Genomic DNA, 14,721 nt, shown 5'->3' on the forward strand with positions numbered 1-14,721 from the left:
TGATTTCTAATCTAAAGCGATAACTACTTTGTCTAGAATTAAAGACTTATCAATAAACAGTAAACTAAATACTCCTATTAACAATAATATCTTTAAAATGTTGTGTAAAAGGCGGTATTGATTCGTTTTTGTTGCTTTCCATGTGTAAAAACCTATAAAGAACAAAACAAGAGCTGCTAAGTAAAAATAATATTTCATGTACTCTATTGCGGGGTAGTAAAATAAAACACCTATCGGAATTAAGGTTAAGACCATTAATAAGATGATTAACTTTTTTGTGTTTTTTTCTCCGTATTTAATAGGGAAAGTAGTGTAGTTATTTATTATGGCTCCTTTAATGTTCTCTAAATTTTTGATTAATTCGCGAATCATTATAATTAGAAACAGAAAGATTGCGTGCACAAAAATTACTTTCGAAAAATTTTTAAAATGCACAAAAACCACAAAAAAAGGAAGTATCGTTAAAATAGTAACACTTAGTAAACCTATAAAAGGGTGTTTTTTTAATTTGTGTGAATAAAACCAAATTCCGAATATATATATAGCAAAAAAGAAAGCAGCTCTCCAGGATACTAACCAACCAAAACCAAAACCGATAAAGTTTAAGGTAAAGTATAAAGATAATTTAGTTTCTTGTTTTATGTATGAGTCTAAGTTCGATTTTATGGGTCTGTTTATTTGATCAGATTTTTTGTCGTAAAAATTATTGATGATGTATCCTGCCGCTACAGTAGCTACCGTAGCAATAACTAAGTAAAGTAAATGCCAATCGAAAAGTACTGGTTTTACAGATTTGTGATCAGAGAAAATAAAAATAGCAGCCAAGTATTGGGCTGCTATTAGTACTAAAATGTTATAACCTCTAACGACTGATAGAAGGCTAAATATTTTTTTTAGAAATGTATTAACTTTTAATATACTCATTGTAGTATTTTAAAATCTATATACCAATTCTAATTTATAATCTTTTAAGCTTGTTTGTGCTTTTTCGTAATCTTCAGTGAAACCTAAGATATAACCACCACCACCAGAACCACAAAGTTTTAGGTAGTATTCGTTAGTTTGAATTCCTTTTTCCCAAACCTTATGAAAAGCAGAAGGAATCATCGGTTTGAAGTTTGTTAAAACTACTTTCGATAATTTTTTTACGTTACCAAATAATGATTTTATATCACCTTGTAAGAAATCATCAATACAAGCATCGGTATGTAAAGAAAATTCTTCGCTTAACATTTTACGGAATCCTTCGTTTTTCATCTTATTCATAAAGATGTTTACCATTGGTTCAGTTTCACCAACTTGCTCAGAATCTAATAAGAAAACAGCTCCTTTTCCTTCTTTTTGAGATGGAATCCCTGCAGGCTCTATATGTTCTTTTGAGTTGATTAAAATAGGTAAACTTAAATATGAATTTAAAGGGTCTAGTCCTGAACTTTTTCCGTGAAAAAATGATTCCATTAAAGAAAATACTTGCTTTAAAATTAACAGTTTATCACGTGTTAAGTTTTCTAAAACAGTAATTTTATTATTTGCATATTGATCGTAGATAGCAGCAACTAAAGCACCAGAGCTTCCTACACCATATCCTTGTGGTATAGATGAATCGAAGTACATACCATTATCAATATCATTTTTAAATGAAAGCAAATCAAAAGAAACTAAATCAGAATTCAAGCTATTTAAATAAGTGTAAAACTTAATTAAATTAGTATTCGATTTTTTAGCTTCACCAGTTAAGTTACTAGCAGACTTTAACACACCTTTGTATGAGTTAAAAGGAATCGCTAGTCCTTTAGAATCTTTTATGATTCCATATTCTCCGAAGAGTAATATTTTTGCGTAAAATAAAGGTCCTTTCATAAATTTTTAATTGCTTAGCAAAAGTACAAGTAAAAGTACTAGTTTACAAACTAGTATACGTTTTTGTAAAAAGTTTTCCAAACACCAACTTTTTCATTGTCGCGGTACTTTCCTTTTGTTTCTATTTTTCCGTTTTTATAAAAGGTTTTCCAAACACCATCTCTTTGTCCGTTTGTATATTTTCCTTGCTCTTTAAGTTCGCCAGTTTCGTAAAACACTTTACGGTCACCGTCTAATTTACCACTTACGTAATTAGCTTTATGAAAAAGCTTACCATTAGCATGGTAATACATTATTAAACCGTCAAAGACTTCCTTGTTAAGTTGTTTATTTGTGCTGTATCCTTCCATTTGAACCTGACCATTTTTGTAATAATCAACAATCCAAAATCCATCATTTATTGCTTTAGGAGCAGGTCTATAATATTCGTGATTTTCTTTTGATGTTTCTTGCCAGTTATCATTAAGATAAATGATTTTTTGTGCTGTTACTGTGGTTGATAAAAACCCAATAAACATAACTATTAGTAGTGTGAATGTTCTCATGATAATAGGGATTTTAAGGTTAATTGGGTTTTGCGCCAAAACCCGTGTTATCACAAATATACTGATTTTTTTGGCAGTAAACAGCTAAGGTGTTTTTAATAAAAGACTCTACCTCAGTCTTTTCGGTGTTTGGGTATAGTACATGAACATTTGCACCTGCATCGAGAGTAAAGCAAATATTACTGTTGTTTTGCGCTCTGTATTCCCAAATTTTATTAATCACCTCTAACGTATTAGGCTTCATTAATATAAAATACGGGTTACTTGTAAGCATCATTGCATGCAAGGTTAATGCTTCACTTTCAACTAAATTAATAAACTCTTTTATGTCTCCGTTTTGAAGAATAGTAGATATTTTAGATAAATTTTCGTTTGCCTGTGTAAAGCGTTGTTCGGCATACGGATGGTTGTGCATTAAGTTATGACCAACTGTAGATGAAACTTGTTTCTCTCCTTTATCAACCAATAAAATAGTATCGCAATAGTTTTCGAAAATAGGGTGTATTTTATATGGGAATTTTACTCCGAATAAATCTGAACTTCCTTCAATTTCTGGGTGTTCTCCCCAAACAACCAAAGGACCTTCAATACTTCTACTGGCACTACCAGAGCCTAAACGGGCTAAAAAAGAAGCTTTTTTGTTAATAAATTCGTCTGTTAAATCAGAATTTAATTCTTTTTCAAGATTTAATAAACACATTGCAATAGCACTCATTCCGCTTGCAGAAGAAGCAATTCCGCTACTGTGAGGAAAAGAATTCTCTGAAGAAATCACCATTTTATATTCTAAAATATAAGGGCAGTATTTTTCTATTCGCTTAAAAAATTCAGCAATTTTTGGTTTAAAATCATCCTTCTTTTTTCCTTCAAAAAACAATTCGAATTTTGCTTCGCTTGATTTTTCAATTTTTAAAAACTCAATCGTAGTAATTGTATGGCAGTTGTTAAGTGTAAAACTTATCGATGCATTTTTGGGAATTTGCGGATTGCTTTTTCCCCAATATTTTACTAAAGCGATATTACTCGGTGTTTGCCATGTATATGTAGCTTTTTCAATTGTTTTATTTGATTCTTTTGAAATAAAAAGTGCTGTATTCAAAGGTTTAAATTTTGCTGTAAAGATAAAATTTAGACTACACTTTTGCTAATTTTTGTAAAACGGATTCTTTGTAGCTTCTGCTTATAGGAATTGCCTTTTTACTAATCTCAATAAATTCGTTTGTATAAGAGGTTATTTGCTTTGTAGATACGATGTACGATCTATGAATTCGAATAAAATTATTTAAAGGCATTTTCAATTCTAAATTACTAATACTTTCTCTCGTAACAACTGTGTTTGTTTCGGTAAATATTTTTACATAATCGCCTAGACTTTCTATATACAAAACATCGCTAAAGTTTATTTTAACCATCTTTCTGTCTGCTCTTACAAACATATAATCAGACTTAATTTCTTTAGTTTTTTCGATGATTTTAGGGGTGTTTATATCTAGCACTTTTTGAGTAGCTTGTAAGAAACGATCAAAAGCAATTGGTTTTAATAAATAATCTACCACGTTTAAATTAAATCCGTCTACGGCATAATCTCTATAAGCAGTTGTGAAAATTATTTTAGATTTTTTATTGATAATTTTTGCTAAACTTAAACCCGTAATTTCGGGCATATTAATGTCTAAGAAATATAAATCTACAGATTCATTTTGCATAAAAATAATTGCCTCAGCAGCATTTTTACACATTTTAATTAGCTCTAAGTTTGGTGTTTTTTCAATAAATGAAGCTATTATTTCTCTAGCCATAGGCTCATCATCAATAATAACACAGCGTAATTTATCAATCATTTTTTAAAGGTGTTTTTAATTCAACTCTAAAACTGTTTTTTGTTTGTGAAATATCTAAATGATACGATTTCCCGTATAGCATCTCTAATCGTTTTTTTATATTTTCTAGCCCGATTCCTTTTTTTGATGACGTATTGTTTTTTGTTGAATTTTTTATTTCAAAAAAAAGTAAATTGTTAGCTGTTTTTAATTTGATGTCAACTTTTAGAACACCATCTATTTGTGCTCCATGTTTAAAAGAATTCTCTACAAATGGCAATAATAACATCGGGGCAATTTGAATGTTTTCTTGATGTATTTCTTTATCAAAACTCACGAATAAACTATCTTGAAAGCGCATTTTTTCTAACGAAATATAATCATCAATATGATTAACTTCATCATTCAAAAACACTAAAGGTTTTTCTACCTGATATAAAATATAATCTAATAAATTAGAAAGTTTTAAAATCATATCAGGAGCTTCATCAGACTTTTTTAAAGCAAAACCATATAAAGTATTAAGAGTGTTGAATAAAAAATGTGGATGAATTTGCATTTTTAAAAACTTTAATTCTTGTTCTTTTAATTGCAATTGTGTTGCTAAGAATTTGTTTTTTAAGTCTTCGTTTTTTAACACAGATTTGTAATTATTGATAATTAAGCCAATACTAATTGCTACAAAAAAAATAAAGTATACGGCTAAAGTTATAAATATAAGCCCTTTTGTAATTGGTGTGTAGTCGCCTGTTTTTAAATTGTCAGAAAAAACTAAACCATAAAATATCGATACAATAATAAAGAAGAAAGAAATTATAAAAGTGTACGCAGTGTATAAAATAAATAATTGCTGTTTTTTAAGAAGCAAATACTTAGGGATTAAATAAAAATAAAAAAAATAACTACTACCAATAGTAATTGGCATTAAGAACAACGAAAAACGATTTATGTATGCTGTATTTTCACTTCCGTAACCTAAAAAATAAGTATAAAATAAATATACAGCTGTCCAAAATAAAAGATGGATTGCTGTTTCTATAATAAATTTAAGTATAGAAAGTCGTTTTTTCATATGGCTGCAATATCTACTTTTTTACGTGGTTTTGTGTTTTTTTGAGATAAAATCCGCTTATTTGTAGGTAGAATACCAATTTACCTATTTTTACTAAAATATGCTTTAAACTTGTTGTTTACGGTTTTTTTCTTTGCAATTATCGAAATAAATAGAAAGGTATAAGCTTTAAAGATATTTTTGAATCATAATAACTTTAAAACTTACTAATATGAATTTTTTAATTATCAATTTATTACAAGAGGGCGGAACAATGTTTATGTACCCATTATTATTTATGTTAATTACCTGCATTGCTTTAATTATAAAAGCTTTCTTAAGAAGCGCTGAAAATGATAAAGTAGTTTTACTAATAAAACATATAAGTTTATTTGCGTTAGTTTTTGGTTTTTTTGGATTTATGATGGGGATGATTGAAGCACTCGATGCTATGGTTAGCGTAAGAGGTATTAATACAAGTGTTTTTGCTGGTGGATTAAAAGTGGGGTTATTATGCCCTTCTTTTGGTATGTTTGTGTTCTTAATAACAAGATTGGGGCTTATCGGTTTAACATTAAAGAATAATAAACACTAAAACTATAATAGTATGAAAAATAAGTTTATAATTACTATCGTGGTTGTGTGTTCTTTTTTAAGTTGCGCAAAAAATCAAAATTTAGACGATTATTTAGCATCACTAGAAAAAGAAAAAAAGGCAATGGGAACTGTTTCTGTTTTTAAAGAAGGAAAAGAGTTTTATACAAAGTCTATTGGTTATTCAAATATCAATTTAAATAAAAAAAACAATTCTGGAACAAAATTCCGAATAGGCTCTATTAGTAAAACATATACAGCAACAATTATATTACAGTTGGTAGATGAAGGTAAACTTTCTTTAAATACGAAACTAAAAGATTTCTTCCCTGTGATTCCTAATTCAGAGAATATTACAATTTCTGATATGCTGTATCACCGTAGCGGAATCTTTAATATAACAACTGATAAAAATTTTGAAGTTTGGATTAGCGAACCTCGAGATAGAGCAGAAGTGATTGCGAAAATCAAAGAGTATCAAAGCTTATTTACGCCAAATTCTATAACTGAGTACTCTAATTCTAATTATATTTTATTAGCATATATAGCAGAAGATGTAGATAAGGAAACATTTGCAGATATTATTCAAAATAGAATCGCCGAAAAAATAGGAGTATCTAAAACCGCATTCGGAAAAGATATTGACTTTTCTAACAACGAAGCAATGTGTTACTACCCAGAAAACAATAAATGGCATCCAATAACTTTTCATACAAATTTATTAGGAACCATGGGAGCGGGCGGAATTACAGCAACCGCAAACGAAGTAAGTGTTTTTTATAATGCGCTTTTTACAGGTAAACTGTTGTCAGAAAAAAGCTTAGAGTTAATGACAACTCCAAAAGAAAAAATGGGTATGGGTATTTCTGTAGATGAGTTTAATGGTATGGTTGTTTATGGGCACGATGGCGCTATTGATGGTTTTAGATCGATGGCAGCATATATTCCTGAATTAAAACTTACTATTTCATTCACTTTTAATGCATCTTCAGGTTCATCAACACAAAAATTAATGCAAATTTTCAAATCGTATAAATATACCATCAATCAAAAGAAGTAATCGTTTTCTGGTTAGTTTTTTTTAATACCCATTTTTAGCATAAAAATGGGTATTTTTGTGTTTGTAAATACATATTGATATGAGTAGAAAAATAAAACTGATATGGGACTTTAAAGGTCCAGATGGCTTAGCAACCGCAAAGCACCATTGTATTCATTTAAAAGAATTTGCACAAATAGATAGTTTAACGTATTATGAGGTAAATCATACAGAGTTAAACCCAATGCACACCATTGCTTTTATTGTAGTAGATGAAAGTGATATGAAAATTTTTAGAGACGCTTTAAAGCCTCATAGAGGGGAATTAGCTTAATTAATTTAAATAAAATAAAATTATGTTTTTAATAAACGCTTTAGCAAAACCAAAAAAATCGTCAGAACATTATAATGAAGTTGTAGGAGCTTATGTAAGCTTATATATCGATTATAAAGATATCGAAGGAGCTCTTAAATTAGTAAAGCATTATATAAAAGATGAAGGTTGGAAAGTATCAGAAATAGAAGAAGAGTATTTTACTTTAGATTCTGCAGATGACGTTGATGAAGATCAAAAAGAATTTTATGAAGAAGCAATTGAGTACGGTTACACAATTGTTTTTAATTGTTACGAAGAGGAATAATCTTTGTTTTTAAAAAACTGTTATAAAATTGACTATCTTTCAAACAAAAAATGTTATGAAAGGTAGTCTTCTTTTTTTTACGACACTTTTAATGTCTTTTACGGGGTTTTCACAGCATAAATTCTCCACATATACAGCACATAAATCAATAACAGAAGCAATTCGAATAAACAACGAATTAATAGCTGGTAGAACTTCTTTTTTTGAAAAACAGGCATTGGCAAAACCTTTAATGTTTCAGAATACAAAAATAAAAATTGCAGAGTTTAATAGATTGTCAAACAATGTTTCAAAATATATAGAAGTAATTCAGAAAGAGGTAAATACCGAGCAAGTTTTGTACGATATGCTAACGCGTGATTTTTATAAAAACATCTTGTTTAAAAACGACAAAGATTTAAGTTTTAAAGGAATGAAGTTAAAAACTAAAATAGATAGTTTATATAATCATGCCGTTAAAATTAATGTGCATAAATTATCTCAGCTTGATAATTTTTATAATGGCCACTTTAAAACAAATGATGTTTTTTATGATTTTGATGAAAATGAATTAGATTATTTTGAATATCGTTTTTATGATAAATCTAATTATGGCATTATGATGGCAATGAACTGTTTGCTTTTAGATGTTAAGACATTTCAGTTATTGTATTTTGGTACCGTTATGAGCTATTAAATATTTTTTTGAAATTTAAGTAGCTTTCTGTCTCATATTCAGATATTTTAAGTAATTTCGCGGGCTAAATTATTTCATACAAATGAAACGTATTAAAGAATATAAAAAGCTTTTTAGTGTTGAAGGAGCTATCGATTTAAAGGACTTGAAAAAAACGTACCGAGGATTGGTAAAAGAATGGCACCCAGATAAATTTCAGGAAGAAGAAAAGAGGTTAGAGGCAGAAGATGTAAGTACTAAAATTATTGATGGTTATCATTTTTTAGTAAGTATTGCTCCTGAAACTAAAGAAGCAAATGCAGCAGCATATCACACCACTATTACTGAGTTTAAAGTAGCTGATTATCAACATAAAAGCATGTTGTTAGAAGTTACTTTTACTGATGGAAATACCTACGAGTATTTTGGAGTTACTAAAAAAATGTTCTTAAAATTTTTAAACGCTAAATCGATAAATAACTTCGGAAAAAGAAATATTTTTAATTCTTTTACCTACAGAAAATCAATGAAAGCGTCAGCTACAGTTTAATATAAAATTAAACGATATTATTAAAAAAGATCATTTACTATGTTTAGTAAATGGTCTTTTTTATGTGTGAAATAATGTTATTCAGCAATGCTTTTCGCACAAATATATCCGCCTGTCCACGCGTTTTGAAAATTAAATCCGCCAGTAACGGCATCAATATTTAAAACTTCACCTACAAAAAAGAGGTTTTTATGTAGCTTACTTTCAAATCGCTTAAAGTTTATTCCTTTTAAATCTACACCACCAGCTGTTACAAATTCATCTTTAAAAGTTGTACGACCGTTTGCATTAAATAAACCTTTTGTTAATTGAGTAGCTAAATTATTTAATTGTTTATTACTTAAATCGCCCCAATTCTGAGCCGTTTTAATTTCTGCAGCTGCAACAAAACGTTCCCATAAACGACGAGGAATATCTGCAAAAGGTGATTTTAAATTCACTTGTTTTCTGGCTTGTGCGTTTTTAAGATCAGATAATTCATCTAAAACACTATCAAAATCTTGTCCTAACCAATTTACTTCAACATTGTATTGATAGTTTTTATCAGCTAAAATTCGTGCACCAAAAGCAGAGAGTTTTAAAATTGCGGGTCCGCTTAATCCCCAATGCGTAATTAATAAAGGTCCTGAGTTTTCTAGATTTGTTCCCACTAATTTTACCCCGGCATTTGGCACTGATATTCCGCCTAAATCGATAATTCGTTTATCTTTTATATTAAAAGTAAACAAAGAAGGCACAGGTTCTATAATCGCATGGTCTAAGGTTTTACATAAATCCCAAACTTTCTTAGAACTACCCGCGGCGATAACTAAAGAATTAGCCTCAAATTGTTGTTCTTTTGTGTTGATAACCCACTTGTTTTCTTGTTGATAAACTGAATTTACACCGTGATTTTTTAACACCGTAATACCAAGGTTATCAACAGCATTCTGAAAACAATCTATAATGGCTTGTGAGGTGTTTGCTTCAGGAAAAACACGATTATCACTTTCAATTTTTAAAGGAATTCCTCTGTCGTCAAACCACTCAAAAGTATCACCAGTCATAAACTGATGAAAAGGTCCTAGTAATTCTTTTTCTCCTCTTGGATAAAACTTTACAAGTTCCTTAGGTTCAAAACAAGCATGAGTAACGTTACAACGACCACCACCAGAAATTTTTACTTTTTGCAAAACTTCTTTTCCTTTTTCGAGAATGGTAATGTCTAATTCAGGATTATTTTCTTTAGCGTTTATAGCCGTGAAAAAACCTGCTGCACCACCGCCAATTATAATTACTTTTTTCATTTGTAGAAAAACCTCTCGACTGCACTCGAGGAGACATTTTAAGATTAACTTGTCAGGTCGAGCGCAGTCGAGACTTGTTTTGATTTATAAAATCATTTCTTTGTAAGGAACAATTGTATTGTAGCCTTTTTCTTTAAAATATGTTGAGGTATTTTCATTACCCGCAGCTAAAACAAAATCGCCACCCCAAGCACCTAAACTTTTTATTTCACCGAAATAATCAGGAAAAAGACGTTTTTTAACTGGAGTTTGTTTAATAATTGAGCTAATTATTTGCTCATGCTCAATTATTATTTTAGCTAAACTCTTAGAAGAATTAGCCTTTAAAAACTCTTGAGTTAGCTCATTTATTTCCGGAATTAGCTTTTTAGCTTCTTCTCGATGTTCTTTATATTGTGCGATTCCTTCTCTGCTATTTTGCTTCTGATTTAAATACACAAAAAACAACTCATCTTTAAAATCGGGGTTGAATTTTACCTCACTAACAATAGGTGTCATCTCGAGCGCAGTCGAGAGGTTCTTTTTTAATTGATATAAGATAGGGTTGTTATTACTAGCGCAAGCAATATCATACCCACTACCAGAAAAGGCATTCCATAATAAGGTAAACGGATTCACATTTGCCCAATTAGCAATGTTGTTTATCAATGTAGATGAGCTTCCTAATCCCCAGTTTTGAGGGAAAGTTAAGTTCGTTTTTACCATAAATCCGCCATCAGAATTTAAAAAATTAGGGTTTAACTTTTTAGCCTCATGTAAAATATCAGATAAGGTTTCTGCAATAACTTCCGCATTTCCTTGTTTATCAGCATTAAAAGTAGCTGAGGTTAAACGCAACTTTGGTAAATCGAAAGTAGCTTCAAACCAGCATTCGCCTGTATTAGTAAAGCTAGCCCAAATAAGTTGTGATTCTTTTATCGGTTCGATAATTAAATCTTGACCAAACTTAGTAGGCACCGCTAAAGATGTTGCTCCGTCAAGAACTACATATTCACCTGTTAATAATAATTTTCCGTTAGAATAATATTTTCCCAATACAATTGTCAGGTCGAGCGCAGTCGAGACCTCTTTTAATGTTTGTAATCTGACCTCTCGACTGCGCTCGAGGAGACAATTAATACTATTTTCTTAACTCTTTAAATTTATCAACTACAGCGCTATGAGAAACGGTTCTTTTATCAAAATAAGCAGTTATAGTATCTCTTTCTTCAGCAGTTGCTTCTAATTGATTTAAAATATTTTGCAAGTGCATTTTCATGTGCCCATGCTGAATTCCTTTAGTTGTTAAAGCGCGTAATGCAGCGAAATTCTGAGCTAAACCAGCAGCAGCAATAATTTGCATTAATTCTCTTGCAGATGGTTTTTGCATCATATCTAACGATAATTTTGCCATCGGATGTAAAGCTGTTAAACCACCAACGGTTCCGAGTGCTAAAGGAATTTCAATCCAAAATTTAAAAATGCCTTCTTTAATTTCACAATGTGTTAAACTTTTATACTGTCCGTCTTTAGAAGCGTAGGCATGTGCACCAGCTTCAATCGCTCTAAAGTCATTACCGGTAGCTAAAACAACGGCGTCTATACCGTTCATAATTCCTTTGTTGTGCGTAACGGCTCGGTAAGGTTCTATTTCGGCTATTTTTACCGCTTGCTCGAATTTCTGTGCAAATTTATGAGGGTCTTTACCTCCTAAATCTTCTATTTTACAGCTCACTTCTGCTTTAACCACACAATCTGTAACGTAGTTAGAAAGGATGCTCATTACGATTTCAATATCATCACGTCTAAACTGATTAGCCATTGATTCTAAACACGAATTAATAAAATTCGCGCCCATGCTATCTTTTGTTTCAAAAGTAACATGTAACTGGTAGTAATTTGCAAGTTTATTAGTTTTATCAACTAATTGAATGTCTAAAATACCTCCACCGCGTTTTTCCATGTTTTTTGTAATGGAAGCTGTTGCGTCGTATAATTTAGATTTTTGTTGATCAAAATAGTTTTCTAATTCCGTCTTATCACCTTCATACATAAAATGTACTTGTCCGATTTTGGTGGTAGCAATAACTTCAGTTTTAAAACCACCGCGCGTACTCCAATATTTTGCAACTAACGAAGCTGCTGCAACAACCGAACTTTCTTCAATAACCATCGGTACTACATAATCGCGATTGTTTATTACAAAGTTAGGCGTAATACCATACGGCATGTAAAAATTAGAAAGCGTATTTTCTATAAAATCGTCATGTAGTTGTTGTAATTTTTCATCTACATTCCAATACTGTTTTAGTGTTTGTGTAATTTCTGGTTGGTTGTTAAAATAAGTTTTAGCCAACCAATTTATTTTTTCCTCTTTAGTAAGTTTAGAAAATCCAGTAATAATTTTAGACATTGTCTATAAAATTTAGGTTGCTCAAAGATAAATGAATCTTGTTAAAATAGCTTTCATATTTAGTATTTCTAACTTTTTTGATGTGTTTTATGGCGATTTTTCCGTAAACTTGGCAAACTTTTTAGATAAACAACAACTTAAGATGAAAAAAATATTACTGCTTTTCATAGGATTATCTTCGCTGTTACAAGCACAGAAAAAAGATATTTCTTTAGAAGATATTTGGAAAAAAGGCACATTTAGAGCCGATTACATGAATTCATTAAACTCAATGAATGGTGATTTTTATTCTTTATTAAATTACGAAAACGGAAATTCGTCGGTAGATAAATACAATTATAAAACTTTAGAAAAAGTTGAAACAATTGTTAATAGTAAAGATTTAAATGGCTTAAATACATTTAGATCATATAGTTTTAATAGTGATGAAACGAAGTTGATTTTAGGAACAAACTTCAAACCAATATTCCGTCGTTCTTTCTTAGGTACATTTTATGTATATGATATCGCTTCAAAAACATTAAAGTTAATTGGGGAAGATATTCAGCGACCAACTTTTTCGCCAGATAGCAAAAGAGTTGCCTATGCAAAAGACAATAACTTATTTATTAGAGATTTTTCTAGCAATACAATTGTTCAAATAACAAAAGACGGTGAGAAAAATAAAATTATAAATGGTATTACCGACTGGGTTTATGAAGAAGAGTTTGGATTTGTGCGTGCTTTTGAATGGAGTGCTGACGGAAGCAATCTAGCTTTTTTACGTTTTGATGAAAGTGCTGTAAAAACATTTTCTATGGATGTTTATGGTAAAGGGAAATACCCAACTCAAGATGTTTTTAAATATCCAAAGGCAGGAGAAGATAATGCGAAAGTTACCTTACATGTGTATTCTTTAGATACTAACGGAACTGCTAAAATTATTTTCGGAGAGTATGAATACATCCCTAGAATTAATTGGACAAAGGATGGTAACATTTTAGCGGTACGTACTTTAAATCGTCATCAAAATGATTTGAAAATGTATTTTATTAATGCTAAAACATATGATACTACATTAATATTAACAGAAACGGATGAAGCTTATGTGGATGTAACGGACGATTTAACATTTTTAAATGATAATAGTTTTATCTGGACGAGTGAAAAAGACGGTTACAATCATATCTATCACTACAATAATAAAGGTGAATTAATAAATCAGGTAACAAAAGGAAACTGGGAGGTAACTTCTTATTATGGTTTTGATGCTGATAAAAAAACAATTTACTATCAATCAGTAGAAAACGGATCTATAAATAGAGGTGTTTATAGTGTTTCTTTAACGGGTGAGAATAAAAATATAATAAGTAATCCTTCAGGAACAAATAGTGCATCGTTTAGTAAGAACATGCATTATTTTATAAATACATTTTCTGATGCGAATACGCCAAATGTATATTCTTTAAGAAACGATACGGGTAAAGTATTAAAAATAGTAAAAGACAATGCAGCTTTAAAAGAAGTTATTGCAGGATATAATTTAAGTAAAAAAGAGTTTTCTACCATTAATATAAACGGAAACGACTTAAATATGTATACAATAAAGCCTGTTAATTTCGATTCAAATAAAAAATATCCAGTATTAATGTATCAATATTCTGGGCCAGGATCTCAAAATGTATCAAATACTTGGAACGGATCTAACGATTATTGGCACCAAATGTTGGCTCAAAACGGTTACATGATTGTTTGTGTTGATGGTAGAGGAACAGGTTTAAAGGGTAGAGATTTTAAAAAAATCACTCAAAAGCAATTAGGTAAATACGAAGTTGAAGATCAAATAGCAGTCGCTAAAGAATTAGCAAACTTATCATATGTAGATGCAAATAGAATTGGAATTTGGGGATGGTCGTACGGTGGTTTTATGAGTACTAACTGTATTTTAAAAGGAAACGATGTATTTGCGGCAGCAATAGCAGTTGCACCGGTAACTACTTGGCGTTTTTACGATAGTATTTATACTGAGCGTTACATGCAAACACCTGAAGAGAATCCTACAGGTTATGATGAGAACTCTCCATTAAATTACCCAGAGTTATTAAAAGGAAAGTACTTGTTAATTCATGGTACAGCTGATGATAATGTACATGTACAAAATGCATTTAGAATGGCAGAAGCTTTAATACAAGCCAATAAGCAATTCGAATGGGGAATGTATCCTGATAAAAATCACGGAATTTACGGTGGTAATACACGTATACACTTGTATACGAAAATGACGAATTTTATTAAAAATAACTTATAAA

General features: G+C 30.4%; 16 protein-coding genes. 7 read left to right on the top strand and 9 right to left on the bottom strand.

From position 1 onward, the window contains the following. Positions 1-6: 6 nt before the first annotated feature. The 6 genes from H0I30_RS12695 to H0I30_RS12720 are packed head-to-tail and all read right to left on the bottom strand — an operon-like array spanning position 7 to position 5,297. On the bottom strand, positions 7-924 hold the full coding sequence (locus H0I30_RS12695) for a geranylgeranylglycerol-phosphate geranylgeranyltransferase (protein WP_218772225.1): 918 nt from the start codon (positions 922-924) through the stop codon (positions 7-9). A gap of 9 nt (positions 925-933) precedes the next feature. After that, positions 934-1,860, bottom strand: a complete 927-nt coding sequence (locus tag H0I30_RS12700; RefSeq protein WP_218772226.1) for a mevalonate kinase — start codon at positions 1,858-1,860, stop codon at positions 934-936. A gap of 50 nt (positions 1,861-1,910) precedes the next feature. Continuing rightward, positions 1,911-2,405, bottom strand: coding sequence for a toxin-antitoxin system YwqK family antitoxin (locus tag H0I30_RS12705; RefSeq protein ID WP_218772227.1), 495 nt, complete (start codon positions 2,403-2,405; stop codon positions 1,911-1,913). Between the two features lie 19 nt (positions 2,406-2,424). Continuing rightward, positions 2,425-3,504 (bottom strand): diphosphomevalonate/mevalonate 3,5-bisphosphate decarboxylase family protein, encoded by a 1,080-nt coding sequence (locus H0I30_RS12710; protein ID WP_218772228.1) that lies wholly within the window; start codon positions 3,502-3,504, stop codon positions 2,425-2,427. 34 nt (positions 3,505-3,538) lie between these two features. After that, a complete protein-coding gene (locus H0I30_RS12715) occupies positions 3,539-4,246 on the bottom strand; it encodes a LytTR family DNA-binding domain-containing protein (protein ID WP_218772229.1) in 708 nt (235 codons plus the stop codon). Further along, complete coding sequence (locus H0I30_RS12720) at positions 4,239-5,297, bottom strand: sensor histidine kinase (protein WP_218772230.1); 1,059 nt, start codon at positions 5,295-5,297, stop codon at positions 4,239-4,241. Before H0I30_RS12720 ends, H0I30_RS12715 begins: the two co-directional genes overlap by 8 nt. Positions 5,298-5,508: 211 nt before the next feature. Between H0I30_RS12720 and H0I30_RS12725 the strand changes: the two genes are divergently transcribed. The 6 genes from H0I30_RS12725 (at position 5,509) to H0I30_RS12750 (ending at position 8,755) form a co-directional block, all read left to right on the top strand. Beyond that, on the top strand, positions 5,509-5,871 hold the full coding sequence (locus H0I30_RS12725) for a hypothetical protein (protein ID WP_218772231.1): 363 nt from the start codon (positions 5,509-5,511) through the stop codon (positions 5,869-5,871). Between the two features lie 12 nt (positions 5,872-5,883). Continuing rightward, positions 5,884-6,930 (top strand): serine hydrolase, encoded by a 1,047-nt coding sequence (locus H0I30_RS12730; protein ID WP_218772232.1) that lies wholly within the window; start codon positions 5,884-5,886, stop codon positions 6,928-6,930. Positions 6,931-7,009: 79 nt separating this feature from the next. Beyond that, on the top strand, positions 7,010-7,243 hold the full coding sequence (locus H0I30_RS12735; protein WP_218772233.1) for a hypothetical protein: 234 nt from the start codon (positions 7,010-7,012) through the stop codon (positions 7,241-7,243). Between the two features lie 22 nt (positions 7,244-7,265). Further along, a complete protein-coding gene (locus tag H0I30_RS12740; protein WP_218772234.1) occupies positions 7,266-7,550 on the top strand; it encodes a hypothetical protein in 285 nt (94 codons plus the stop codon). Between the two features lie 91 nt (positions 7,551-7,641). Beyond that, complete coding sequence (locus H0I30_RS12745) at positions 7,642-8,226, top strand: hypothetical protein (RefSeq protein ID WP_218772235.1); 585 nt, start codon at positions 7,642-7,644, stop codon at positions 8,224-8,226. 82 nt (positions 8,227-8,308) lie between these two features. Further along, a complete protein-coding gene (locus tag H0I30_RS12750) occupies positions 8,309-8,755 on the top strand; it encodes a KTSC domain-containing protein (RefSeq protein ID WP_218772236.1) in 447 nt (148 codons plus the stop codon). A gap of 77 nt (positions 8,756-8,832) precedes the next feature. Here the strand turns inward: H0I30_RS12750 and H0I30_RS12755 are convergent, their stop codons facing one another. The 3 genes from H0I30_RS12755 to H0I30_RS12765 all read right to left on the bottom strand — a co-directional run bounded on the left by H0I30_RS12755 (position 8,833) and on the right by H0I30_RS12765 (position 12,433). Beyond that, on the bottom strand, positions 8,833-10,041 hold the full coding sequence (locus H0I30_RS12755; protein ID WP_218772237.1) for an NAD(P)/FAD-dependent oxidoreductase: 1,209 nt from the start codon (positions 10,039-10,041) through the stop codon (positions 8,833-8,835). 84 nt (positions 10,042-10,125) lie between these two features. Further along, on the bottom strand, positions 10,126-11,076 hold the full coding sequence (locus H0I30_RS12760; protein WP_218772238.1) for a GYDIA family GHMP kinase: 951 nt from the start codon (positions 11,074-11,076) through the stop codon (positions 10,126-10,128). Positions 11,077-11,161: 85 nt separating this feature from the next. Beyond that, positions 11,162-12,433, bottom strand: coding sequence for a hydroxymethylglutaryl-CoA reductase, degradative (locus tag H0I30_RS12765; protein ID WP_218772239.1), 1,272 nt, complete (start codon positions 12,431-12,433; stop codon positions 11,162-11,164). A 142-nt stretch (positions 12,434-12,575) separates the two neighbouring features. Here H0I30_RS12765 and H0I30_RS12770 point away from each other — a divergent pair, with 142 nt between their 5' ends. Next, positions 12,576-14,720, top strand: a complete 2,145-nt coding sequence (locus tag H0I30_RS12770) for a S9 family peptidase (RefSeq protein ID WP_218772240.1) — start codon at positions 12,576-12,578, stop codon at positions 14,718-14,720. Position 14,721: the final 1 nt, after the last annotated feature.

The sequence above is a fragment of the Tenacibaculum sp. AHE14PA genome (genome assembly GCF_019278465.1).
Classification (GTDB): domain Bacteria; phylum Bacteroidota; class Bacteroidia; order Flavobacteriales; family Flavobacteriaceae; genus Polaribacter; species Polaribacter bernardetii.